28 protein-coding genes are annotated in these 23,239 nt (G+C 41.0%); 10 read left to right on the plus strand and 18 right to left on the minus strand.

The features are described from left to right. The first annotated feature begins 23 nt into the window (after window positions 1-23). On the plus strand, window positions 24-1,403 hold the full coding sequence (locus DIZ80_14730; GenBank protein RDH81345.1) for an FAD-binding oxidoreductase: 1,380 nt from the start codon (window positions 24-26) through the stop codon (window positions 1,401-1,403). Window positions 1,404-1,526: 123 nt separating this feature from the next. Here the strand turns inward: DIZ80_14730 and DIZ80_14735 are convergent, their stop codons facing one another. Beyond that, on the minus strand, window positions 1,527-1,814 hold the full coding sequence (locus tag DIZ80_14735; GenBank protein ID RDH81346.1) for a hypothetical protein: 288 nt from the start codon (window positions 1,812-1,814) through the stop codon (window positions 1,527-1,529). Between the two features lie 445 nt (window positions 1,815-2,259). Between DIZ80_14735 and DIZ80_14740 the strand changes: the two genes are divergently transcribed. Both DIZ80_14740 and DIZ80_14745 read left to right on the plus strand, forming a co-directional pair. Beyond that, window positions 2,260-3,561, plus strand: coding sequence for a histidine kinase (locus DIZ80_14740; GenBank protein RDH81347.1), 1,302 nt, complete (start codon window positions 2,260-2,262; stop codon window positions 3,559-3,561). Further along, entirely contained in the window at window positions 3,551-4,102 is a 552-nt protein-coding gene (locus DIZ80_14745) for a two-component system response regulator (protein ID RDH81348.1), read from the plus strand. Before DIZ80_14740 ends, DIZ80_14745 begins: the two co-directional genes overlap by 11 nt. Window positions 4,103-4,235: 133 nt before the next feature. On the opposite strand, the gene DIZ80_14750 is transcribed toward DIZ80_14745, so the two are convergent. From DIZ80_14750 to DIZ80_14775, 6 genes are all read right to left on the minus strand, one after another. Beyond that, window positions 4,236-4,619, minus strand: a complete 384-nt coding sequence (locus DIZ80_14750) for a ClpXP protease specificity-enhancing factor (GenBank protein ID RDH81349.1) — start codon at window positions 4,617-4,619, stop codon at window positions 4,236-4,238. A gap of 34 nt (window positions 4,620-4,653) precedes the next feature. Continuing rightward, the gene (locus DIZ80_14755) at window positions 4,654-5,286 is read right to left on the minus strand and encodes a stringent starvation protein A (protein RDH81350.1); all 633 of its coding nucleotides are present in this window, start codon (window positions 5,284-5,286) and stop codon (window positions 4,654-4,656) included. 130 nt (window positions 5,287-5,416) lie between these two features. Beyond that, a complete protein-coding gene (locus DIZ80_14760) occupies window positions 5,417-6,184 on the minus strand; it encodes a cytochrome c1 (protein ID RDH81351.1) in 768 nt (255 codons plus the stop codon). Continuing rightward, window positions 6,181-7,395 carry a cytochrome b gene (locus tag DIZ80_14765; GenBank protein RDH81352.1) on the minus strand — a complete coding sequence of 405 codons (1,215 nt, stop codon included), beginning with the start codon at window positions 7,393-7,395 and terminating at the stop codon, window positions 6,181-6,183. Before DIZ80_14765 ends, DIZ80_14760 begins: the two co-directional genes overlap by 4 nt. Further along, the gene (gene petA, locus DIZ80_14770; protein RDH81353.1) at window positions 7,395-7,991 is read right to left on the minus strand and encodes a ubiquinol-cytochrome c reductase iron-sulfur subunit; all 597 of its coding nucleotides are present in this window, start codon (window positions 7,989-7,991) and stop codon (window positions 7,395-7,397) included. The genes DIZ80_14765 and petA overlap by 1 nt, the downstream gene beginning before the upstream one ends. 359 nt (window positions 7,992-8,350) lie before the next feature. After that, complete coding sequence (locus DIZ80_14775; GenBank protein ID RDH81354.1) at window positions 8,351-9,112, minus strand: Nif3-like dinuclear metal center hexameric protein; 762 nt, start codon at window positions 9,110-9,112, stop codon at window positions 8,351-8,353. 55 nt (window positions 9,113-9,167) lie between these two features. On the opposite strand from DIZ80_14775, the gene DIZ80_14780 reads away from it, so the two are divergent. Beyond that, window positions 9,168-10,271 (plus strand): transcriptional regulator, encoded by a 1,104-nt coding sequence (locus DIZ80_14780; protein RDH81355.1) that lies wholly within the window; start codon window positions 9,168-9,170, stop codon window positions 10,269-10,271. Window positions 10,272-10,348: 77 nt separating this feature from the next. Here the strand turns inward: DIZ80_14780 and DIZ80_14785 are convergent, their stop codons facing one another. Beyond that, window positions 10,349-11,431: a histidinol-phosphate transaminase gene (locus DIZ80_14785; protein ID RDH81356.1), complete on the minus strand. Its 1,083-nt coding sequence runs from the start codon at window positions 11,429-11,431 to the stop codon at window positions 10,349-10,351. A gap of 207 nt (window positions 11,432-11,638) precedes the next feature. Between DIZ80_14785 and DIZ80_14790 the strand changes: the two genes are divergently transcribed. Beyond that, entirely contained in the window at window positions 11,639-12,076 is a 438-nt protein-coding gene (locus tag DIZ80_14790; GenBank protein RDH81357.1) for a heat-shock protein Hsp20, read from the plus strand. Window positions 12,077-12,156: 80 nt separating this feature from the next. Here DIZ80_14790 and DIZ80_14795 read toward each other — a convergent pair whose 3' ends face one another. The 10 genes from DIZ80_14795 to DIZ80_14840 all read right to left on the minus strand — a co-directional run bounded on the left by DIZ80_14795 (window position 12,157) and on the right by DIZ80_14840 (window position 19,472). Then, the gene (locus tag DIZ80_14795; GenBank protein RDH81358.1) at window positions 12,157-12,342 is read right to left on the minus strand and encodes a hypothetical protein; all 186 of its coding nucleotides are present in this window, start codon (window positions 12,340-12,342) and stop codon (window positions 12,157-12,159) included. 56 nt (window positions 12,343-12,398) lie between these two features. Continuing rightward, window positions 12,399-13,700, minus strand: coding sequence for a histidinol dehydrogenase (hisD, locus tag DIZ80_14800; GenBank protein RDH81703.1), 1,302 nt, complete (start codon window positions 13,698-13,700; stop codon window positions 12,399-12,401). 11 nt (window positions 13,701-13,711) lie between these two features. Next, window positions 13,712-14,344, minus strand: coding sequence for an ATP phosphoribosyltransferase (locus tag DIZ80_14805; protein ID RDH81359.1), 633 nt, complete (start codon window positions 14,342-14,344; stop codon window positions 13,712-13,714). 142 nt (window positions 14,345-14,486) lie between these two features. Further along, window positions 14,487-15,746 carry a UDP-N-acetylglucosamine 1-carboxyvinyltransferase gene (gene murA, locus DIZ80_14810; protein RDH81360.1) on the minus strand — a complete coding sequence of 420 codons (1,260 nt, stop codon included), beginning with the start codon at window positions 15,744-15,746 and terminating at the stop codon, window positions 14,487-14,489. Between the two features lie 26 nt (window positions 15,747-15,772). Beyond that, window positions 15,773-16,075 (minus strand): hypothetical protein, encoded by a 303-nt coding sequence (locus tag DIZ80_14815; GenBank protein ID RDH81361.1) that lies wholly within the window; start codon window positions 16,073-16,075, stop codon window positions 15,773-15,775. Between the two features lie 31 nt (window positions 16,076-16,106). Continuing rightward, a complete protein-coding gene (locus DIZ80_14820) occupies window positions 16,107-16,862 on the minus strand; it encodes a toluene tolerance protein (protein RDH81362.1) in 756 nt (251 codons plus the stop codon). After that, window positions 16,756-17,217, minus strand: coding sequence for an outer membrane lipid asymmetry maintenance protein MlaD (gene mlaD / locus DIZ80_14825; GenBank protein ID RDH81363.1), 462 nt, complete (start codon window positions 17,215-17,217; stop codon window positions 16,756-16,758). Before mlaD ends, DIZ80_14820 begins: the two co-directional genes overlap by 107 nt. 31 nt (window positions 17,218-17,248) lie before the next feature. Further along, on the minus strand, window positions 17,249-18,028 hold the full coding sequence (gene mlaE, locus DIZ80_14830) for a lipid asymmetry maintenance ABC transporter permease subunit MlaE (protein RDH81704.1): 780 nt from the start codon (window positions 18,026-18,028) through the stop codon (window positions 17,249-17,251). Next, the gene (locus tag DIZ80_14835) at window positions 18,028-18,771 is read right to left on the minus strand and encodes a phospholipid ABC transporter ATP-binding protein MlaF (GenBank protein RDH81364.1); all 744 of its coding nucleotides are present in this window, start codon (window positions 18,769-18,771) and stop codon (window positions 18,028-18,030) included. The genes mlaE and DIZ80_14835 overlap by 1 nt, the downstream gene beginning before the upstream one ends. A 224-nt stretch (window positions 18,772-18,995) precedes the next feature. Further along, window positions 18,996-19,472, minus strand: coding sequence for a hypothetical protein (locus DIZ80_14840; GenBank protein ID RDH81365.1), 477 nt, complete (start codon window positions 19,470-19,472; stop codon window positions 18,996-18,998). 38 nt (window positions 19,473-19,510) lie between these two features. Here DIZ80_14840 and DIZ80_14845 point away from each other — a divergent pair, with 38 nt between their 5' ends. The 5 genes from DIZ80_14845 to lptA all read left to right on the plus strand — a co-directional run bounded on the left by DIZ80_14845 (window position 19,511) and on the right by lptA (window position 23,239). Further along, window positions 19,511-20,509 carry a calcium/sodium antiporter gene (locus DIZ80_14845; GenBank protein RDH81705.1) on the plus strand — a complete coding sequence of 333 codons (999 nt, stop codon included), beginning with the start codon at window positions 19,511-19,513 and terminating at the stop codon, window positions 20,507-20,509. Window positions 20,510-20,547: 38 nt separating this feature from the next. Further along, entirely contained in the window at window positions 20,548-21,534 is a 987-nt protein-coding gene (locus tag DIZ80_14850; GenBank protein ID RDH81706.1) for a D-arabinose 5-phosphate isomerase, read from the plus strand. 97 nt (window positions 21,535-21,631) lie between these two features. After that, the gene (kdsC, locus tag DIZ80_14855) at window positions 21,632-22,159 is read left to right on the plus strand and encodes a 3-deoxy-manno-octulosonate-8-phosphatase KdsC (protein RDH81366.1); all 528 of its coding nucleotides are present in this window, start codon (window positions 21,632-21,634) and stop codon (window positions 22,157-22,159) included. Window positions 22,160-22,173: 14 nt separating this feature from the next. Next, window positions 22,174-22,731: an LPS export ABC transporter periplasmic protein LptC gene (gene lptC / locus DIZ80_14860; GenBank protein RDH81367.1), complete on the plus strand. Its 558-nt coding sequence runs from the start codon at window positions 22,174-22,176 to the stop codon at window positions 22,729-22,731. Beyond that, a complete protein-coding gene (lptA, locus tag DIZ80_14865; GenBank protein RDH81368.1) occupies window positions 22,715-23,239 on the plus strand; it encodes a lipopolysaccharide transport periplasmic protein LptA in 525 nt (174 codons plus the stop codon). Before lptC ends, lptA begins: the two co-directional genes overlap by 17 nt.

Raw genomic sequence — 23,239 nt, forward strand, 5'->3', positions numbered from 1 at the left:
GAGCTTCTCTGGTTAATAAAAATATGAGCAAACCTTTTTTAAAGCAATTACAAAAAATACTTCCAACAGAAAGCATTTTAACGGATGCCAGCGAATGCCTGACCTATGGTTATGATAACAGCAGGCGTCACGCTCAGCCTTTAGCCGTAGTTTTCCCTACAACCGAGGAACATGTTCAACAAATTATTACAATTTGTAACCAGCACAATATTTCTCTGTATGCCAGAGGTCGCGGAACAGGAACGACAGGAGCAACCGTTCCGGTTAACGGTGGAATAGTTATCTCTTTTGAACATATGAATAAAATTATTCATATGGATGAAAAAAACCGGAGTATAGATGTTCAACCCGGCGTTACCAATCTGGAAGTACAGCAGTGTGCAGCTAAACACGGCTTATTCTGGGCACCTGACCCAACCAGTGCAGCCTTCTGTTCTGTTGGTGGAAATTTAGCGTATAACTCTGCCGGACCACGCGCCGTAAAATATGGCACCTGCAGGGAAAATACATTAGGGCTAAGGGCAGTCACCGGTAATGGCGATATTATACAATGCGGCACACACACAACTAAGGGTGTAGTTGGTTATGACCTGACTCGCCTGCTCATTGGCTCAGAAGGAAATCTTGCACTTATCACTCAGGCCACATTAAAACTACTCCCCCTACCCACAGCCAAGCACACATTAAAAGCAAGCTATCAAAGCATGGATGCAGCTGCTCGTGCAGTTTCAAATATAATGGCACAAGCAGTAACTCCCTGCGCTCTGGAGTTTATGGATAAAAATGCTCTGGATATGGTTCGCAGTTATTCAAGCAGCGAACTCCCCACTAATGCTGGCGCAATGTTAATGATTGAAGTTGATGGTCATGCAGATACGATACAGCGGGAATCAGAAATCATTAAATTAGCTTCTCAGGTAGAAGGCCACATACAAACTGATATTGCACAGACCAAAGAAGAGGCCCATGCTCTATGGCAAACACGTAAAGCACTTTCTCCTTGCTTACGCAAAATTGCACCCAAAAAAATCAATGAAGATGTAGTTGTACCCGTTTCAAATATACCTGCTCTCATTAATGCTCTGGATAGGCTAAGCCAGACACACGACATTAAAATCGTTAATTTTGGTCATGCAGGTAATGGCAATATTCATGTTAACTTACTGGTTAACCCGGATGATAAAAATGAGATGAAAGCAGCAGAAAACTGTCTGAATGATGTATTTGATCTGGCTTTAGAATTAAATGGAAGCCTTTCGGGAGAACATGGAGTTGGACTGGAAAAGCGTAACTTTATTACCAAAGAATTAGGTAAAACTGAAATTAAGTTAATGCATCAGATTAAACAGGTGTTTGATAAAAACAATATTTTAAACCCTGGCAAGACATTGCCTGAAATGTGATTTTTTTGCACCACAAGGCACAGAGTTTTTTAAAGTAACAGCATACCTATGTAACAAGCTATATATTTTATCTCTGCATTCTCTGTGCCTCTGTGGCAATATTTTCAATATTTAGCTCAACACTTAAAATTCATACTGCAAACCCAGCTGCATTGTTAAGTCTGTTTCTAATTGAGGTCCATCTAAATCCTGGTATACAGGTACCCCAACTTCAACACCAATCAAAGCAGCTTGAGTTAACTGGTAGTTATAACCTATTAAGGCATCTGCTCTGGTACCCGCTCGCAAATCAGGATCTGCAGTAGGCACTACAGAATTCATTAACATCATACTTAAATCAGCATCAGCACCACTAATATTACCCCAGTCTAATAATTTAAGCCTGACAGAAAGTGTACTTTTATCGCCCACACCAAAACTATACCAACTATTTAATGCAACGCTGTTTCCTAACTTATAATCACGACCATTATCATCTAGCCTTACAACAATATACGCTCACCTTCAGGGTGCATATGATGCCCCATAATACCGATAGGCGCATCAGGTACCGCATGATGCTCATGCTCAGCCAGTAAAATACCAGGTGTTACAGATAAACCAAGTATCGCGCCTATACTCAGCATTTTAATTTTATTTTTTGTCTTATTTAGCATTTAAAGTCCGTAAATCATTAAAGTAATGTCTGCGCGAAGCCTAATACTCGATCAGGCAGAACATAATGCGACACATTGTCGCAGGCGACATATTGTCATATAACCTCAATTTACAAGGATATATACTACTAATTGAAATACAGAGAGTTTAGAATTCTACGGTGCAAGTGCACAATTAAGGTAACCTGATATTTTCCATTATGATTAAACTTCCACAATTTTATAAACAAAAAAACACTCACGCACACAATCTTTACCGTCTGTTTATGTTGCGTAATTTTCTTATTATCGCTGCTTTTTTTCTAATTACATATGCATTTTCTAACAACACAACTACGCCAGTATTTTCTATTAGCGTAATTCTTAGCTCACTTCTTATAATTAATCTGGTCACTGGCTGGTGGTTACATAAAAACAAACCGGTAACTGATAAAACTCTAATTTGGCAACTCATTATTGATGTTGCCGCGTTTACCGGCGTACTTTACTTTACCGGTGGAGCGAGCAATCCATTCGGCTGGTTTTATCTGGTACCTATTTTTATTGCTGCAACCTTATTGCCCGGACGCGCGATATGGCTCATTACGGCTTTGAGTATGACCGGTTACACCATGTTAATGTTTTTCTATGAACCCATCGTAGACACCTCTTCACATGATATGCATATGCAACACAACAGCGGCTTTCATGAGCACATCATTGGCATGTGGTTAGGTTATATGGTCACCGCCCTACTGGTTGCTTATGTGGTTGCCCGCATGGCAAACAGCTTAAGGGAACGCGACCATCACCTGGCTCAGGCACGTGAAAATGCATTACGAGACGAGAGACTGGTTGCACTAGGCACACTGGCTGCTGGTACAGCCCATGAGCTAGGCACGCCCCTGTCAACAATAGCTGTTCTGGTGACAGAACTTCATGATATTTGTGATTCCAGTCAGTCTACTGAATACCTCGCTATCATTCGTCAACAGGTAGATCGCTGTAAATCTGCCTTAACAACACTGTCTCACTCAGCCGGAGAAGAGCTAATGGGCGGAGGACAGATGTTACCCGTAAATCAGTATATTTCAGATATTATCAATCAGTGGCAACAACAGCGACCCTCAACAAAACTAGAACTAAAAAGTGATTTAACAAAAATTAATGCACTTATACTCTCCGAGCAGACCATGACTCAGGCACTTTTTAATATTCTTAATAATGCAGCAGATGCCTCACCAGAAAAAATTATGCTAGAGATCAAACAGGATGGTAATCAGGTTTCAATTAAAGTAATGGATAATGGCTCCGGGCTGGACTCAATGATACAGACCCACGCAGGAAAACAGGCCTATTCCAGCAAAGAACAGGGACTAGGCCTGGGCCTGTTTCTCGCACATGCATCAATTGAACGCCTCGGGGGTGAAATTTTTCTATCCAATCAGGATCAGGGTGGAGCTATTGTCAAAATAATACTGCCCTTAACAGAGCGAAATTTAGAGATTAATCATGACGAATAATAACCATAACGAACCTGTCGATATTTTACTTGTCGATGATGACGAAACATTTTGTATGGTATTAAATAACGCCATAGAACGCAGGGGTTATACAATAGTTACCGCTACAAACTCTGCTGAAGCATTGAAGTTAGCCAGCATAAATCAACCTGCCTACGCAATTGTAGATTTACGCATTGGAGACGAGTCAGGACTTGAACTGGTTGAAAATCTGGTTTCAAATAACCCGGATATAAGTATCGTTATGCTTACGGGTTATGCCAGTATTGCCACGGCCGTACAGGCAATCAAACTGGGCGCCAAACACTATCTGACAAAACCTGCAGATGCGGATGAAATCATTGCCAGTTTCGATAATGAGTTAGACAATCAGGCGATTAAACCTGCTGAACAACCTCTATCTCCCAAACGACTGGAATGGGAGCACCTGCAAAAAGTATTAATGGATAATGACGGGAATATTTCAGCAACTGCCAGAGCACTGGGGATGCATAGAAGAACACTACAACGAAAACTGCAGAAACGACCGGTTAAAAAATAGCTTTATCTAGTTATCTGTCAAAGAACGATCTTTCCAGGCTTATAAACGAGTAGAACTATACACAACGATAAAACATATCCATCAGGGCAAAGCAATCGCACGATAACAAACAATAAGCTATTGCTCTTAGGTATTATTTAACAACCCGTAACGAAGGCTTAGGCTTATCATCTGTAGGACTGGTATCATCAGGAGGTGGCGCAGACCCGGGCTCGTCATTAAACATCATGCCCTGTCCATTTTCTCTGGCATATATAGCCAGCACTGCTTCAGTTGGTACTAACAAATTAACAGATTTACCACTAAAACGAGCACTAAAACTAATCGCATCATCTCCCAGCGTTAGCCCCTCTACCGCCATTGGCGCGATATTCAGAACAATTTTATTGTCCTGAATATGCTGTTGAGGGACATCCACACCCTGTATCAGTGCATCAACCAGAATATAAGGTGTCACACCGTTATCTACAATCCATTGATACAGCGCTCTTATTAAATAAGATCGGCTGGATGTCATTTTCTCCATTTTTCTTTCACTCTAGAAGTCAATTTTAGAGATGCATTTCTCTTTCAGTTTCAGTAAGACTTAACTGAAATGCTTCACGCTCAAAAATACGCTGCGCATAATCGGTTACCGCTTTTGCTTCATCTGGTAACTCAATACCCATAACAGATAAACGCCATAACAAAGGTGCTATGGTTGCATCAACCAGACTATAATCTTCGCTAAGGAAAAAAGGTAATACCTTAAATAACTCATTCGATGAAATAATACTTTCACGTAACATCTTACGTGCTTTAGCAGCCGTTTTTTCACCTTTAGTTAAAATATCATGCATCAATGGGAACCAGTCTTTTTCAACTCGATGCAACGCTAAACGTGTTTTTGCACGAGATACTGGATCAACCGGCATTAATGGTGGATGCGGAAAACGCTCATCTAAATATTCAACAATTACACGTGAATCATAAAGCACTAAATCACGATCAATCAGTGTTGGCACTGTATTGTATGGGTTGAGTTCAGACAGGTCTTCAGGTGGATTGCTTAAATCAACATCAATAGCTTCAAAAGTAATATCTTTTTCTGCAAGTACAATACGTGCCAGATGACAGTATGGACATGATGGAGATGTAAATAGATTCATTACTGATCTACGATTGGCGAGTGCATTAGACGCCATAATTTTTAAACCTCGATAAAAAAGTCAAAAGTCAAAAGTCAGAAGTCGCAAGTCACAGGAAAAAGGCAAAAGCAGCAATGCTGCCCCGCTTTTGACTTATGACTTACGACTTACGATTTACGACTATTTTTTAGTGAACGTCTTTCCAGTATTCTTTCTTCAGCATGTAAGCCACAATTGCGAAGATGAACAGGAAGATTAAAACCTTGATACCAAGACTTCTACGCTCTAGCTGCATTGGCTCACCCATGTAAACCATGAAGTTAACCAGATCACCAACATAAGCATCATATTCTTCAACAGACATAGTACCCGCTTGCACTATTTCCATTTTCTCAAATATATGTTTATCGTTGCCGTCTTCGCCTTTCTCTGTTTTGAAAATAGCTTTCTGCAAACCCTGCTTTTCCCATAACACGTGAGGCATACCAACATCAGCAAACGCCAGATTATTCATACCGGTAGGACGTGAATCATCCAGATAGAAAGTACGCAGATAGGTGTACAACCAGTCACCACCTTTAGCACGTGCAATTACTGTAAGACCAGGAATTTTTGTACCAAAAGCGACACTTGCATAGTCATTGTTCATCGCTATCTTCATTAACTCACCCACTTTGGTTTTTTCGCCATCGGCACCACGTGTGTTAATTAATTTTTCAGATACTTCAACATCTGTCCAGCCAAGGTCACGACCAATGCGGTTATAACGCATGTAATCTGCTGCGTGGCAGCTTAAGCAGTTATCTGCAAAAGCCTGTGCACCACGTTTTAGAGATTCTGTATCCGTTAAGTCACCCGGTGCATGATCTAAATGAACACTGCCACCAGCTGCCATAACTAAACCTGAAAGCCCCATAGATATAGACAGTAGGATTACGCTTAGTAAATTTCTCATTTCGTGATCCTCTCTGGTACGGGTTTGGTTTTCTCATTCTTAGACGTGAAGTACAGGGCAATAAAGAAGCCGAAGTAAAGCACACTGAAGATCTGAGCAAGCAATGTTAATTCAGGCGTTGCAGGCAACATACCTAAACGACCTAATGCAATAAATGAAATTACAAATACTGCTAGTAGAATCTTGAAACTAGTACCGCGATAACGAACCGATTTCACTTTACATTGATCAATCCATGGCAACAGGAACAACACAACAATTGCGCCACCCATAGCAATAACACCCATCAACTTATCTGGAACTGCGCGTAAAATCGCGTAGAACGGAGTGAAGTACCAAACCGGTGCAATATGCTCTGGTGTTTTCAATGGATCAGAAGGAATAAAGTTAGCGTGCTCTAATAAGTAACCGCCACCTTCTGGTGCAAAGAACAGAACCATACTGAAGAACATTAAGAATACGATCACACCTACTATATCTTTTACAGAGTAGTAAGGGTGGAATGGAATGCCATCTAAAGGAATGCCATTTTCATCTTTGTTCTTCTTAATTTCGATACCTTCAGGATTGTTTGAACCCACTTCATGCAATGCAATGATGTGTGCAACAACTAAACCTAAAAGAACAATCGGTAAAGCAATAACGTGTAATGCGAAGAAACGATTTAACGTTGCATCGGATATTACGAAGTCACCACGAATCCACAATGTTAATGGCTCACCAATAATAGGTAAGGCACCAAATAGTGAAATGATTACCTGTGCACCCCAGAAAGACATCTGACCCCAAGGTAGTAGGTAACCCATGAATGCTTCAGCCATCAATGCAAGGTAGATAAACATACCGAAAAGCCATACTAATTCACGAGGTTTCTTAAATGAACCGTACATCAAACCACGGAACATATGTAAGTAAACCACCACGAAGAAGGCCGTTGCACCCGTAGAATGGATGTAACGAATCAACCAGCCGTAAGGTACGTCACGCATAATGTATTCGACAGATGCGAATGCCATAGCGCCGTCAGGCTTATAGTGCATTGTTAAAAAGATACCGGAAATGATCTGGATAACCAGAACCATTAACGCGAGTGAGCCGAAGAAGTACCAAAAATTGAAGTTCTTTGGTGCATAGTATTCAGCAAGATGCTCATTCCACATTTTTGTGGCCGGGAAGCGATCATCAACCCAAGTCATTAAACTTTTAAACATTATGCCGCTCCTCCATCTTCACCAATCAGTATGGTGCGATCACTCTTATAGAAGTGAGGTGGTATTTCAAGATTCAGTGGTGCAGGTACACCAGAATAAACACGACCAGCGAGGTCAAATTTAGAACCGTGACACGGGCAGAAGAAACCGCCTTTCCAGTCAGCGCCACCTAAATCAGCTGCACCCATTTCAGGGCGGTAGGTTGGAGAACAACCAAGGTGAGTACAAATACCCACCATTATCGCAATATCAGGTTTTCTAGATCGTGTTGAATTAGTTGCGTATTCAGGCTGCTGATCATTCTCAGAAGCCGGGTCACGTAACTCACCATCAAGAGTAGGTAAATCTGTTAAGTTCTGTGCAGTACGTTTGATGATCCAAACTGGCTTACCACGCCATTCAACAGTTAACAATTGACCTTCAACTAACTTACTGATATCCACTTCTACAGGCGCACCTGCAGTTTTGGCACGCTCACTAGGAGCCCAGGAAGATAGGAAGGGTACAGCTACAAAACCAGCTCCAACAGCACCAATTACAGCAGTGGTGTTTGTCAGAAAGCGGCGTTTGGCTAAATCTGCGCCGTCTGTAGTCATGAGTACCTCTCTTAGACTAATATGATTAAAATTCTATTTACTGGCGCATCCACATACCTGTTAATCAGGTTTGCTTCATCCAGAAAACATTATTAAATTACACCCCCTTCGAATCATCAAAGCAGGCATGGAAAATTTGCCGCAGTATCATACTTCATTTCGAGTTTTTATCCAAGGACTAAATATCTTTTCTTATAAATATCAATAAGTTAGCGCAAGAAAATGCACTTTTATATACAACGGATAAATTTTGACAGGACGAAAGCGCTCATCAACGAAAATCAACACCACAAAAACACCCGTCTGCAGCCTTTAGCATTAGCAGATAACAGAACACAAATTGCAAACAAGTGAAATTTTTACACTGGATTGAGAATATCTACGAACTCAGTTGAAACTTTAAATTTTTCAGAAAGGTGCTCTGCCAGCGCCTGAACACCGTATGACTCGGTAGCATGATGCCCTGCTGCGAAATAATGAATATCCAGCTCTTTTGCCAGATGAAACGTCTGCTCTGATACTTCGCCACTGATAAAGGCATCCAGCCCCATTGCAGCGGCATCTTCAATATAATGCTGCGCACCACCGGTACACCAGCCAAGCGTTTTAATTGTTTTATTTGATGCATCAGAAAGATGCAACGGCTTTCGTTTTAACTGCTTTTCAATAAACAGCGCAAACTCAGTTGCACTGACTGCTGATTCTAACTCACCATTCCACAACAAACCTTTAGATGGCCCCTGCATAACACAGCCACCAATATTTATATCCAGCTGTTGAGCCAGTGTCGCATTGTTTCCAAATTCCTGGTGCGCATCTAGTGGCAAATGGTATGCCAGCAAACTAATTCCATGCTCAAGCAAACGCTGAATACGTTTACGTTTTATCCCTGTAATAACAGCATCTTCATTTTTCCAGAAATAACCGTGATGTACGAGCAACACATTTGCCTGCTTTTCAATAGCCGCTTCTATCAGATCCTGACACGCAGTCACACCACAAATAATTCGATTAACTTCACTAAACCCTTCAACCTGCAGACCATTTGGGCAATAATCACTGAACTCATTAACCTGTAACAGGTCATTACAATACTCTACAATTGAATTAAGTTGCGCCATTCGCACTCCATTGAGATTAAATCTTTATAAAGATAAACTGGAAAAAGCATTAAATATGAACAATTCACATTCTACACGTTTTCTTTTTGGCTGGGCTCTTATCGGCCTGTTAATTGCCGGTGTCGTTATTGCTTTTTCTACATTAGATTTCAATGTACTTCGACCTATACAGAAAAAAATAATCAGAAGCCATGACAGTTATGCCGATGCGGTAAATAAAGCAGCCATATCTGTCGTTAGCATCAATGCATACCACCTTGTAAAAGAAGAAAAAAGCTTATTACCAGACAATCAAAATTCAAACAATAATGATCAGCCAAAATTTAAAGTAAGACCCAATAAAGGCTCAGGCGTAATCATTAATTCCGCAGGGTATATTGTAACTAATAATCATGTTGTAGGAGGTGCCCAGAGAATAGAAGTCGTACTCCATAATGGCCGCCGACTGGAAGCCCAAATAATTGGACTAGATCCGGACACTGATCTTGCTGTGATCTCTACACAACTAAAACAACTACCTGCTGTTGCCATTGCTGACAGCAACAAAACACGCGTAGGCGACATTGTTCTTGCCATTGGAAACCCATTTGGCATTGGACAAACTGTCACCCAGGGAATTATCAGTGCAACAGGTCGTGATCGGGTCGGATTAAATACCTATGAAAATTTCATACAAACCGATGCCGCTATTAATAAAGGAAATTCCGGTGGTGCACTCATAAATACCCGAGGTGAAATACTTGGAATCAATTCGGCCATATACAGTCAGACAGGAAACTATCTGGGTATCAGCTTTGCAATCCCTATCAATCTCGTTACAGACGTTGTAAAACAAATCATTAATAATGGTGAAGTAATTCGTGGCTGGCTAGGAGTTGAAGGCGTTGATCTGAGCCAGCAAATGTTAGAGCGCATTGGCTTACCTGATATTCAAGGGGTTTTAATTACCGATGTATTTGATCGTGGCCCTGCGGAAATGAGCGGTTTAAGGGTTGGTGATATAATCACACATATTAATACTCATGTAATTCGAGACACTCGTGACGTATTAAACGCCATTGCTGACGGACATCCAGGAGACAGAATTCAGATTAACGGAATTCGTGAACGACAAAGCTTTAGCACCCAGGCGACACTGGAACAAAGACCTAAAGAATAAATTATCGCTATTTATAAAAACATAAAACAAAATCAAAACAGCATACTTTAATTAAAGCATGCTGTTTTTAAAAACGCTTAAATAATATCTTTAAGCGCTTTAATCAATTCCATATTTTCCTCTGGCTTTCCAACGGTAACTCGTAAACACTGAGTTAAGACACCACCAGCAGAATGTGAATTTTTAATTAAAATATTTCGCTTTTTCAATTCCTCGAAAATTTCTGAAGCATCACCTTCCAACACCCTCAATAAAATAAAATTCGCACTACTCGGAAAGACCTTAAACTGAGAAAATTCACTCAACTCATCAAATAACCATTCACGTTGTTCACGAATTGTTGCCGCTTGCTGCTCAAACACATCAGCATGTTTCAGTGCAAATTCAGCGGAGACCTGCGTAAGAATATTGATATTATATGGCAATCGAATTTTATCAAATTGTGAAATCCATTTATCAGGTCCCGCCAACAAACCTAAACGTAAACCCGCAAGCCCCATTTTTGAAACTGTGCGCATGACTAATAAATTATCAAACTCACCTAATCTGGGCATAAAACTAGTGCACGCAAAAGGATGATAGGCCTCATCTACTACGACCAAGCCTTCCGCCGCTTTTAATATCTGTACAATTTCATCATCAGCAAATAAATTTCCCGTCGGATTATTAGGATACGCGAGAAAAATTAACGCGGGCTGATACTTTTTAATCGACTCAAGCATTGCAGGCATATTTAAAGAGAAATCCTCACTTAAAGGCACACCAACATAATCCAGACCCGTAAAAGTCGCAATCATGTTATACATAACAAAACCCGGTTCAGGAGCAAGGATTTTTCTGCCCGGTTGTGCGACGGCCATTGCCATAATTTGAATTAACTCATCAGAGCCATTACCTAAGATTATCGCATTGTCACTTGAATTATTCTGAGGCACCCCCATGTACGACTTGAGAACAGCAGAAAGCTTGCTTGCTGAAGGGTCAGGGTAACGATTTATTTCTGTGTGCCTGATCAACTCCAGCCATTCATCCATCAATGCCTCCGGCATATGATAAGGATTTTCCATCGCGTCCAGTTTTATCATATCTCCTGGATCTGGCACATGATAAGCATTTAACGCTTGAATATCTTTACGAATTAAATCTTTTGATTTTGCCATTCTTTTTCTCTATTAAATTCACCTGCAAATAATAGCACAAAAACTCTTTGGCGCAGAGATACAGAGAAGAAGAGATTTTTATTTTTAAAAACTCTGCGATCATATTTGCATACAATTAAAAATAAACTTGAAAAATATTTTTCTATCTCCATCTATTATTTAAGCCAACAAATCGGCAACATATTTTAAAATTTACTGGAGAAAGAAATGAGCCTGACACAACATAACCCCTGGAATCTTTTTGATCAACTTCAACATGAATTAAATCGAACTCATTCGCACAGTCATAAACTTGCTGCCAATGGAGATATTGTAACCAGTGACTGGACTCCTGCCGTTGACATCAAAGAAGAAGATAATCAATTTCTTTTAATTGCAGATATACCAGGTGTTGATCCAGAAAATATCGATATACATATGGAAAACGGAATACTCACCATAAAAGGCGAAAGAAATTCTGAATTAAAAACTGAACATGATGGATTTAAACGAATAGAAAGAAAACACGGTGTTTTTTATCGTCGCTTCACCATGCCTGAAGGCGTTAACCCGGAAGGAATTGATGCAAAAAGTAACAATGGTGTATTAACTGTATCAATTCCAAAGCAGGAAGCAGTTAAACCAAGAAAGATAACTGTGAATTAACAACAAAGATTATTTCTACACACTGAAACAAGCGCATCTGTTTAGGCATAAATAAAAAGGCCCGAATAATTCGGGCCTTTTTATTTGGCTTCGGTTTTAAATATTCCGCAGCGCATGCATTTGTATACAGTTACTAACCTTCCCTGCTTTACATCAAACTGTTTTTCCTGATCAATTTCCCATTTATGAAAATTTCTTTTACACAACATATTTCCTTTATGCTTTTCTGAAGGTTTTGGTTTTTTGAATTTTATTACATCGCCCATTTTAAAACCCTTTTGCCACAGAGACACAGAGACACAGAGATCTCTGTGGCAATGCTTTAATCTTTAATACGATATTCAGCAGAGCGAGCATGCGCAGTTAAACCTTCGCCATGCGCTAATACAGATGCTACTTTAGCCAGTTCAGATGCACCTTCTGCAGAACAATCAATCAAACTGGAACGCTTCTGAAAATCATATACACCCAATGGTGATGAAAAACGCGCTGTCCGTGATGTCGGTAAAACGTGATTTGGGCCGGCACAATAATCACCTAACGCCTCTGCGGTATAACGACCAATAAATATGGCACCCGCATGACGAATTTCTTTTGCTCTCTCTCGAGCATTATCTATGGATAGCTCCAGATGCTCTGGCGCAATATAATTAGCAACCTTAATTGCTTCATCAATATCCTGCACTTCAATTATTACACCTCGCTCGATGAGAGATTTTTTAATAATTTCAGCACGAGGCATTTCTTTAATTAATTTTTCAATGCTGGTTTTAACCTGTTCGATATAATCTGCATCCGGGCAAACCAGAATAGACTGCGCATCTTCATCATGTTCTGCCTGAGAAAACAAATCCATGGCGATCCAGTCTGCATCTGTTTTTCCATCACACACTACACAGATTTCTGATGGTCCGGCAATCATGTCGATACCCGCCGCACCAAACACCATACGCTTAGCTGTTGCGACATAAATATTTCCCGGACCAACAATTTTATCAACCTGCGGAATGGTTTCGGTACCGTAAGCCAGAGCGGCAACAGCCTGTGCTCCACCGATCGCAAATACACGATCAACGCCGGCAATAGCAGCTGCAGCAAAAACCAGATCATTTACCTCACCATCAGGTGTTGGTACGACCATAATTAATTCGGGTACACCGGCAACTTTTGCAGGAATAGCATTCATAAGAACTGACGAAGGATACGCCGCTTTTCCACCAGGCACATAGAGACCGGCTCTATCCATAGGCGTTACCTGCTGACCTAAAAATGTACCGTCATCTTCTGTGTAATCCCAGGATTCAATTTTCTGATGTTCTGCATAGGCACGCACACGGGCTGCGGCTTTTTCAAGCGCTTCACGCTGTGCTGATGGAATTTTTTTAAGTGACTCATCTAATCTGGATTTTGGTATTTCCAGTTCAGACATCCCACCAACTGTCATTCGATCAAACTTGTTAGTGTATTCAACAACTGCAGTATCACCACGTTTTTTAACGTCATTTAAAATGCCATTAACGGTATTAAAAACCTGCTCATCAGATACAGACTCCCATGCTAATGTTTTATCCAGTTGTTGCCAGAAATCAGACTGTGATGACTTTAATTGTGCGATATCAATCATTCCAGACTCACTCATTTGTTCACGGCCTTTTTCATCTGCTCAACCATTTGCTGAATACGATCATGTTTAACTTTTAATGATGCTTTATTAACGATTAATCGGGAACTTACATCCGCTATGTGATCCATCGGTTTTAAGCCGTTAGCCTTAAGTGTATTACCCGTATCGACCACATCAACAATTAAATCAGACAGTCCTACGATTGGACCCAGCTCCATAGATCCATATAGCTTAATGACTTCAACCTGCTGGCCCTGTTCAGCAAAATACTGTCGTGCAACATTCACGAATTTTGTTGCTACTCTTAAACGTCCGCCATGCGGTTTATAATCAACCATGCCCGCTGTCATTAATTTACATTTTGCAATATGCAAATCGACCAGCTCATATAAACCATCACCACCATGCTCCATTAAAACATCTTTACCTGCTACACCTATGTCTGCTGCCCCATACTGCACATATGTTGGAACATCAGTGGCACGGATAATAACCAGTTTCACATCATCCTGATTAGTATCAAGAATTAACTTACGGCTTTTTTCCGGGTCATCTTTAGGTGTAATTCCCGCCGCTTCTAGCAACGGTAATGTTTCTTTAAATATTCTGCCTTTCGACAAGGCGATGGTTATATTTTTACTCATGATTATTACGTAACTTAGTTTTCATTAATCTTAAATTCTAAGTCGTAAGTCATAGGCTGTAAGTTATTAAGTCAAAAGCAACTCCCCGCAGGTGAGTCAACTTTGGACTTATGACTTAAGACTATAAACTTAAGACTATGTTTTACTCCGCAACCCGGTGAATTTCTGCACCAAGATACGATAGTTTTTCTTCAATCAGTTCGTATCCACGATCTATATGATAAATACGTAAAACTTCTGTTTCACCCTGTGCAACTAAACCCGCAAGAATCAAACTTGCAGATGCACGTAGATCGGTTGCCATAATTGGTGCTGCATTTAATTCATCAACACCACGAACAATAGCCGTATTACCTTCAACTTCAATATTTGCACCCATGCGCTGTAATTCCTGCACATGCATAAATCGGTTTTCGAAAATAGTTTCTACAATAGTTCCCGTACCTTCAGCAACCACATTAAGCGCCGTAAACTGTGCCTGCATATCCGTTGGAAAAGCAGGATAGGGAGCAGTTCGAACATTGACTGCTTTAGGACGATTACCCTGCATATCCAGCTCAATCCAGTCTTCACCACATTCTATAACGGCGCCGGCATCACGTAACTTAACCAGTACCGCATCCAGTAAGGTAGGGTCGGTATCTTTTACCTTCACCTTACCGCCGGTTATAGCTGCTGCAACCAGAAATGTTCCTGTTTCAATTCTATCTGGTACCACTTTATAAGTAGTACCCTGCAAGGATTCAACACCTTCAATGGTTAATGTATCCGTACCAGTACCAGAAATTTTAGCACCCATTTTATTTAAAAAGTTTGCCAGATCGGTTACTTCAGGTTCCCGTGCAGCATTTTCCAGAATGGTCGTGCCTTCTGCTAATACCGCTGCCATCATCAAATTTTCTGTGCCGGTAACCGTTACCATATCCATCACAATACGTGCACCTTTCAGGCGATCAGCGCGTGCAATGATATAACCATTTTTAACTTCTATATCAGCCCCCATCTCCTGCATACCCTTAATATGGATATTGACAGGGCGAGAACCAATAGCACAACCACCAGGCAATGAAACCTCTGCATAACCATAACGCGCAAGCAGTGGACCTAGAACCAGTATAGAGGAACGCATGGTGCGTACCAGATCATAGGGCGCAACCTGAGTTGTCATTGTAGAAACATCTACTTCGATACTCATGGTCTCATCCACAGTAACAGAAACCCCCATACTGCCCAGCAGTGCAACGGTTGTTGTTACATCATGTAAATGAGGTACATTTTGCACAATAGATGTACCCTCAGCCAGCAAGGTGGCCGCTAATATTGGCAATACCGCATTTTTTGCGCCGGAGATACGAACCTCTCCGTTTAGGGTGACGCCACCCTTGATTAACAGCTTATTCATTCAATTTTCTAATTTTAAACCTGAGTTCAGGTTGATGTTAACGGCAACTCATGATGGAAGCCATAAGCTTGCGCAATTTTCATGAGTTGTTCAGGGGCGCTATGATACTTGATTTGAAGACCTTTTTGATCAGCCATTTTCATCCATTCGATCAAAAGTGCCAAAGAAGCGCTATTAAAACGGCTAATTTGAGATAAATCGACCTCGATCTGGTCATTTTCAACACAATCGAAGTCAATTTCCGGTTTATTTAACAATCGCGACACCGTATCGAAATTGAGCTGACCGAAGAGTTTAACCTGACTTTTATTCTGTTCGAGTTTAAACATATGGTTTTCAGACCTTAAATTGGGACAAAACCTAGGCTTTATTCTGCTTATCTGAAGATTTAGCCAGTAGTTTGTTAATCAGACCATCAATGCCTACTTTTCGAATATCTGAAGCAAAACTATTGCGGTAATTGGTTACCAGACTAATGCCATCAATTTTAATATCATATACTTTCCAGATATTATTCTTAATACGCAAACTATAGATAATAGGAATATCAGGTCCTGTACCCTGGTTAATCACTGTTTTCACCTTGGTTGTTCGCTTACCCTCTGCAGGCGGACGATAAGGTAGAAATTCAATTTCCTGCCCCGCATACTCTGTTAACGACTTACTGTAGGTACGAATTAACATTGTTTTAAAGGCTTCGGTAAACCGAATCTGCTGCTCATCATTTGCCTTACGCCAGTTTTTACCCAGCGCCAGTTTACTCATGGCACGAAAATCCAGATGCGGCAATATAATGTCATTTACCAGTTTGAATATTTCTTCCGGCCGGGAATCATACTTTTCTTTATTTTGCTCCAGCGCACTAAGCACTTTTTCGGACGTTTGCTTAATCAACTCATCCGGCTGAACATTGCCTGCATAACTGTTAAAAGCAAACGAGCTAACAAATATAGCCAACAATAATTTAGATAGGTTTTTCATCATAATACTTCCCAATATACGGTTTATTCTATTCTTCCTGAGCCTTAGAATAAAGAAACTGACCAATAACCTGCTCAAGCACCAGTGCAGACTGGGTAATATCAATTTCACCACCCTGTACGAGATTCTCTTCATCTCCGCCTGGCTCAAGCCCTACATACTGCTCTCCCAGCAAACCGGCGGTTAAAATACTTGCAGATGTATCAATCGGGAACTGATAACCACCTTGAATTTGCATAGTCACAACAGCTGTAAACTCTTCGTTGTTATAATCAATAGCTGAAACCTTACCCACACGCACACCACCAGCACTAACAGGTGAACGCTCTTTTAAACCACCAATATTGTCAAACTGGGCAATTATTTCATAAGCGTCTTCATCATCACCATAACTCGCCAGATTACTGACCTTAAGTGATAACATCACCATGGCGATGACAGCCAGTACGACAAAGCCACCAACCAGAATTTCTATATTTCGAGTATTCATTATTTAATTATTCCTGTCTCGATTGTATTTTTTATACACTAAACATCAGCGCTGTTAGTATAAAATCCAGCCCTAACACCGCTAAAGAACCATGCACTACCGTACGGGTCGTTGCCTGCCCCAGACCTTCCGAGGTAGGCATACAGTCAAAACCTTCAAAAACCGCTATCCATACCACAACAAAACCAAATACCAGACTTTTAATCATGCCGTTTATTACATCGGTATAAAAATCCACATTATTCTGCATCTGCGACCAGAAAACACCTTCATAAATTCCCAGCATTTCAGTAGCTACAAAAAAACCACCTAAAATAGCGATAGCCATAAATATACTGGTCAATAAAGGCACCGCTATCACACCCGCAAGAAAACGCGGTCCGATAATATATTTCATCGGATTAACGGCCATCATTTCCATTCCGGAGAGTTGCTCGGTACTTTTCATTAAACCAATTTCGGCGGTTAATGCTGAGCCTGCTCGACCCGCAAATAGCAAACCTGTAAATACCGGGCCAAGTTCGCGCAAAATACTCAAAGAAACCATCAAACTAATCGAGTCTTCCGCACCAAAATCCACCAGTACAATATAGGCCTGCAAGGCCAGCACCATACCAACAAACAAACCTGCCACCAGAATAATTAACAGGGTTTGCACACCCACATAATATAACTGGCGAATTAATAATTTAGGCCGTTGAATCATATAGGGCAAACTTAACAGAACCTGCCACAGGAACAGGGTAGCTCTACCTACCCGGCTGAACCGGCTTAGTGTTTTGTAACCAACTTTCTGTAACATGTCACCAATCATGATTTAACACTCTTTACGCTTTCCATTAAATCATCCATTAATGTATTGGCAGCATAATGAAAAGGTACAGGCCCATCCGCGTCCCCATCGAGAAACTGCTTCACCCAGGCAGAGCTTGAATGTGCAAGTTCATCAGGGGTGCCGCTTTGCACAACTTTTCCATCTGAAATCACATAAATATAATCAGAAATGCTGGCTGTCTCATTAACGTCATGGGACACCACCACCGAGGTCATTCCCAGCGCATGATTCATATCATGGATCAGTTTTACCAACACTCCCATAGATATTGGATCCTGGCCAGTAAAGGGCTCATCAAACAGAATCATCTGCGGATCAAGCGCAATCGCACGCGCCAGAGCAACACGGCGAGCCATGCCACCTGACAGTTCAGCGGGCATCAGGTGCCGTGCTCCGCGTAAACCTACTGCTTCAAGCTTAAGTAATATTAAATGATGGATAGCTGCTTCAGGTAATGACGTATGCTCACGCAGAGGAAAAGCGACATTGTCGTATACAGACAGATCGGTTAACAGGGCACCACTTTGGAATAACATACCCATGGTACGTCGGCGTAATTCATACAATGCCGACTGACTTAACTCGTGTACGTTTTCACCATCTACAAAAACAGTGCCCGAATCGGGTTTAAGCTGCCCCCCTATTAACTTCAACAGAGTTGTTTTACCCGTGCCACTTGGGCCCATTATCGCCGTGACTTTACCTCGCACAATATCCATATCAATATTATCGAAGATTTTTTTACTGCCGCGTGAAAAACTTAAACCACGAATTTTAACTATAATATCTGATGAGTCGACGGAGATAACTTAGGTTCCTTAAACAGTATGATCTGGAATAATGCCCGTACTATATACAAGTCTGAATCACTATCAAAGAAGTCAGACGATAATTCTATGACCAGGTTCACGCTTAGTGATTCAATTATTCTACAATTGATATGTTACAAACCCATCAATTGAACCAGTGACTGAAATTCTGATAGCTGTTTAATACCTGGATTTTCATCAGTTAAAAACACGACTTTACTATCTGCTTCCTGTAACCAGCCCTTCCACTCTCGTAAACTTTTACTTTCAAAATGAATTAAATCAACCTGGTCGTTTCCTTCAGGCTGAACAAAACCGGCAAACATGTCTCCCAGATATATATTAACCAATGAGACAACACTGCCATCCTCCTCATCCGCCCGGGATGTTAAAAAGTAGAATCTGAAACCCTCAGGCACATCATCGGCCCATTGCTCAAAATCAGCCTCTTTACTGCGCCACTTACTCTCTGGCACCAGAACAGCAGAATACTCATTTGCGTAATACGTTAAACGCCAGTCGACAGGTAAGTCATCCGGATAAAAACTTCCCTGCCAATGAGCATGATCCCAGTCACATGCCCCCACTCTTATTGTTTTATCGTGTATCATTGCGCTCTTTTATAAAATAACTGAATATATCTGTGTCTATTCTAATTGATTTTACCGCTATTCTCGCGGGCTTTGCCCTGCTTATCTGGAGTGCCGACCTTTTCGTCACTGGCGCATCGGCCACTGCACGTAATCTGGGAGTTTCACCTCTGATTATAGGCCTGACCATCGTCGGCTTCGGCACATCGGCTCCTGAAATGCTGGTGGCCAGTATTGCAGCCTATGGTGGCAACCCGGGACTAGCGATAGGTAATGCAATCGGCTCCAATATCACTAATATAGCACTGGTTCTGGGCGCTACCGCAGTTATCGTACCGTTAACCGTGCACTCAAGCATACTTAAACGAGAATACCCTCTACTAATTGCTGCCACCTTATTAGCGGTTGTTTTAATGGCTACTGATAATGCATTAAGCACAATAGACGGTATTTTAATGATGCTGTTACTGTTTGTACTCATGACCTGGGTTGTTTATCAGGCATTAGAACAGAGAAAATGTGTTGCTGGAAATGAGTGTGATGTAGATCCTTTAAGCTCAGAATTTGATCAGGAAATTCCTGATGATATGCCCATGGGCAAGGCGATCTGGTTACTATTAAGCGGTATTGTGCTACTGCTTATCAGCTCCAAGATGCTGGTATGGGGAGCGATTAACGTCGCAACCGCATTTGGCGTGAGTGACTTAATTATAGGCCTGACTATTGTAGCTATTGGCACTAGCTTGCCTGAACTGGCAGCTTCAATTATGAGCGCCCGTAAAGGTGAACACGATATTGCTCTGGGCAATGTAATTGGATCAAATATGTTCAATACATTGGGTGTACTCGGCCTGGCAGCAATCATAAACCCATCAGAGCTTGCAGATGGTGTTTTAACTCGCGACCTGCCCTTAATGGTGACCCTGACCGTAATTATGTTTATTATGGCATTTGGGCGACGAAGTAGTGCGGGGGAAATCACCCGGGTAGAAGGCTCTATTTTACTTGCTATATTTATTACCTATGAAGTCGTTTTATACTTTAGTGCCACAGCATAAAAATCTTGAGGGAGCCTGTAAAATTGGATCTGGACAAAATACAATCTAAACAAATTCATCCTGAACAAATCAAAAAACTGGGTTTGGCTGTCATTGATACCGAGTTATCAGCCGTCGATGCACTCAGAGCTCAAATTGATGATAATTTTGTCAGTGCCTGTAAGTTAATGCTGGGCTGCGAAGGACGAGTTGTTGTCATCGGCATGGGCAAATCTGGGCATATCGGTAATAAAATCGCAGCGACAATGGCAAGCACCGGCACTCCGGCTTTTTTTGTTCATCCAGGAGAAGCCAGTCACGGTGATCTGGGCATGATCACCCCGAAAGACGTTGTCATTGCCCTTTCAAATTCAGGTGAAACCGGTGAAATACTCACCATTATCCCGATTCTCAAACGTTTATCTGTCCCTATGATCAGCATTACCGGTAACCGCTCATCTACCCTGTCTACAGAAGCAGATATTAATTTACATGCGGGGGTAGAGAAGGAAGCCTGCCCACTGGGGCTTGCTCCCACATCAAGCACAACCGTTGCACTGGTTCTAGGTGATGCTTTAGCCGTCGCCCTGTTAGATGCCCGTGGATTTACTGAAGAAGATTTTGCCCTGTCACACCCCGGTGGAAGCCTGGGTAGACGTTTACTGCTTCATGTAAAAGATATTATGCACACCGGTGAGCAAATACCTCAGGTACATGAAAATGACACTTTACGTGATGCCCTGTTAGTCATGACTGAAAAAGGTCTGGGCATGACCGGAATTGTAGATGATAATCAAAAAGTATTAGGCATTTACACTGATGGTGATTTGCGTCGCACACTGGATAAAAATTTCGATGTGCATAAAGCCATTATAAAAGATGTGATGACCGCAAACTGCAAAACTACGCGGGAGCACCTTCTGGCAGCTGAAGCATTAACTGAAATGCAGCAAAACAAAATAAATGCCATGTTAGTTGTTGATGAAAACGATAAATTAATTGGTGCACTGAATATGCATGATTTATTGCGTGCAGGTGTCGTGTAAAAAAATATTAATTAGCATCATAAACCAGTCGCGACCTGAAGGTCGCTCCTACAGTTATAATATATAGAATACGACTGGGGTAACAGGAAAATAAACAATGCAAGATATTTTAGAAAAAGCTAAAAAAATTAAACTGGTTATTTTTGATATTGATGGTGTACTGACAAGCGGTGCCCTTTTTATTGGCGATGACGGGCAGGAATATAAAGCATTTAACTCAAAAGATGGTCACGGTCTGCGTATGTTACAGGACGGTGGAGTAGAAGTTGCCATTATCACCGGCCGATCATCTAATGTAGTTGAACATCGTGCAAAAGATCTGGGTATTACCCGTATTTACCAGGGAAAACGTCAGAAACTTCCAGCCTACGAAGAGTTAATAAAAGAAATGGGCGTGAGCCATGAAGAAGTTGCTTACGTTGGTGATGATGTGGTTGATTTACCCGTCATGAGTAAAGTAGGTCTGGCCATTTGCGTTCAGGACGGTCACTCATTTGTAAAACAGCATTCCCACTGGATTACGGAAAGTAACGGGGGCTGTGGTGCTGGCCGTGACGTTTGTGAAATGATTCTGGATGCTCAGGGCAAGCTTCATGACATGTTGCAGTCTTATATAAGCGTCTGATATTTTAAAGAGTTATGCGAACCTATATTACGCTAGCGATATTTATTCTTATTGCCATTGGAAGTTTCTGGTTTTTACAGGATCTGACTAAAGAGCCGATTACAGAAAAAAAACCGGACTCTCAGTTTCCTGATTACTTTATGGAAAATTTCTCTGTAACCAATATGAACGCTCAGGGTCAACCTGAGTACATACTTAAAGCAAAAAAAATGCTGCATTTCTCCGATGATGACAGAGCTGAGCTTGAGCAGCCTTTTATAAATTTCCTTCAGACGAATACTAATATCACTCTTCAGTCATCCCGAGCCGTTTTCCTTGAAAAGGAAAATATTATACACCTGCACGATAAGGTCATTATTCACCGTGCGGCATCAAAAAATCAAAGTGAACTTTCTATCTATACTGACTATCTTAAAATAGACACTCAATCACATATAGCAGAAACAAATTTAGCCGCGAAGCTAAAAACACCAGAGGTCGAGCTAAATACTATCGGGCTGGTACTGGATAATAAACAGGGTACGGTCAAATTAAAATCACAGGTCAGAGGAATTTATGAAGCAACTAACTAAATTAAACCTGAAATTGATTTTTCTGTTTTTACTGTCTTTTAGCTTTAATTCCCTGGCAAAATCAACAGACAAAGATGCGCCATTACATATTGAAGCAGATCAACTTGAAATGCGAGAAAAGGACAATATAAGCATTTATAAAGGCCATGTGAAAATTTCCAAAGGCAGTATGAAAATTACCGGTGATGAAATTATTATAAAGAATAAAGACGGCAGTCTTCATAAAATACATATCATGGGAAAACCAGCCACTTTTTATCAGTTAAATGATCTGAATGAAGTTATCAGTGCTGAAGGCCATTTAATGGACTATAAAGCAAAAACAGGCATACTTGAACTGAAAGAAAAAGCACTACTGGTAAAAAATAAAAATCGATTTAGTAGTGAACATATTATTTATAATACTCTTAAAGATATTGTAAAAGCAGGTAATCACAAGACATCTACCGAAGAAGAAACACCCAGAGTAAAAATAACCATTTATCCCGAAACCAAAAACAATAAATAA

The sequence above is a fragment of the endosymbiont of Galathealinum brachiosum genome (assembly GCA_003349885.1).
Taxonomy (GTDB): domain Bacteria; phylum Pseudomonadota; class Gammaproteobacteria; order SZUA-229; family SZUA-229; genus SZUA-229.

Excerpts from the sequence above, each read along its gene's own strand:
- DIZ80_14730 (RDH81345.1), top strand. The coding sequence starts at position 24 with ATGAGCAAACCTTTTTTAAAGCAATTACAAAAAATACTTCCAACAGAA.
- DIZ80_14740 (RDH81347.1), top strand. The coding sequence starts at position 2,260 with ATGATTAAACTTCCACAATTTTATAAACAAAAAAACACTCACGCACAC.
- DIZ80_14745 (RDH81348.1), top strand. The coding sequence starts at position 3,551 with ATGACGAATAATAACCATAACGAACCTGTCGATATTTTACTTGTCGAT.
- DIZ80_14750 (RDH81349.1), bottom strand. The coding sequence starts at position 4,619 with ATGACATCCAGCCGATCTTATTTAATAAGAGCGCTGTATCAATGGATT.
- DIZ80_14755 (RDH81350.1), bottom strand. The coding sequence starts at position 5,286 with ATGGCGTCTAATGCACTCGCCAATCGTAGATCAGTAATGAATCTATTT.
- DIZ80_14760 (RDH81351.1), bottom strand. The coding sequence starts at position 6,184 with ATGAGAAATTTACTAAGCGTAATCCTACTGTCTATATCTATGGGGCTT.
- DIZ80_14765 (RDH81352.1), bottom strand. The coding sequence starts at position 7,395 with ATGTTTAAAAGTTTAATGACTTGGGTTGATGATCGCTTCCCGGCCACA.
- petA (RDH81353.1), bottom strand. The coding sequence starts at position 7,991 with ATGACTACAGACGGCGCAGATTTAGCCAAACGCCGCTTTCTGACAAAC.
- DIZ80_14775 (RDH81354.1), bottom strand. The coding sequence starts at position 9,112 with ATGGCGCAACTTAATTCAATTGTAGAGTATTGTAATGACCTGTTACAG.
- DIZ80_14780 (RDH81355.1), top strand. The coding sequence starts at position 9,168 with ATGAACAATTCACATTCTACACGTTTTCTTTTTGGCTGGGCTCTTATC.
- DIZ80_14785 (RDH81356.1), bottom strand. The coding sequence starts at position 11,431 with ATGGCAAAATCAAAAGATTTAATTCGTAAAGATATTCAAGCGTTAAAT.
- DIZ80_14790 (RDH81357.1), top strand. The coding sequence starts at position 11,639 with ATGAGCCTGACACAACATAACCCCTGGAATCTTTTTGATCAACTTCAA.
- DIZ80_14795 (RDH81358.1), bottom strand. The coding sequence starts at position 12,342 with ATGGGCGATGTAATAAAATTCAAAAAACCAAAACCTTCAGAAAAGCAT.
- hisD (RDH81703.1), bottom strand. The coding sequence starts at position 13,700 with ATGATTGATATCGCACAATTAAAGTCATCACAGTCTGATTTCTGGCAA.
- DIZ80_14805 (RDH81359.1), bottom strand. The coding sequence starts at position 14,344 with ATGAGTAAAAATATAACCATCGCCTTGTCGAAAGGCAGAATATTTAAA.
- murA (RDH81360.1), bottom strand. The coding sequence starts at position 15,746 with ATGAATAAGCTGTTAATCAAGGGTGGCGTCACCCTAAACGGAGAGGTT.
- DIZ80_14815 (RDH81361.1), bottom strand. The coding sequence starts at position 16,075 with ATGTTTAAACTCGAACAGAATAAAAGTCAGGTTAAACTCTTCGGTCAG.
- DIZ80_14820 (RDH81362.1), bottom strand. The coding sequence starts at position 16,862 with ATGAAGAGAATCTCGTACAGGGTGGTGAAATTGATATTACCCAGTCTG.
- mlaD (RDH81363.1), bottom strand. The coding sequence starts at position 17,217 with ATGAATACTCGAAATATAGAAATTCTGGTTGGTGGCTTTGTCGTACTG.
- DIZ80_14835 (RDH81364.1), bottom strand. The coding sequence starts at position 18,771 with ATGGATATTGTGCGAGGTAAAGTCACGGCGATAATGGGCCCAAGTGGC.
- DIZ80_14840 (RDH81365.1), bottom strand. The coding sequence starts at position 19,472 with ATGATACACGATAAAACAATAAGAGTGGGGGCATGTGACTGGGATCAT.
- kdsC (RDH81366.1), top strand. The coding sequence starts at position 21,632 with ATGCAAGATATTTTAGAAAAAGCTAAAAAAATTAAACTGGTTATTTTT.
- lptC (RDH81367.1), top strand. The coding sequence starts at position 22,174 with ATGCGAACCTATATTACGCTAGCGATATTTATTCTTATTGCCATTGGA.
- lptA (RDH81368.1), top strand. The coding sequence starts at position 22,715 with ATGAAGCAACTAACTAAATTAAACCTGAAATTGATTTTTCTGTTTTTA.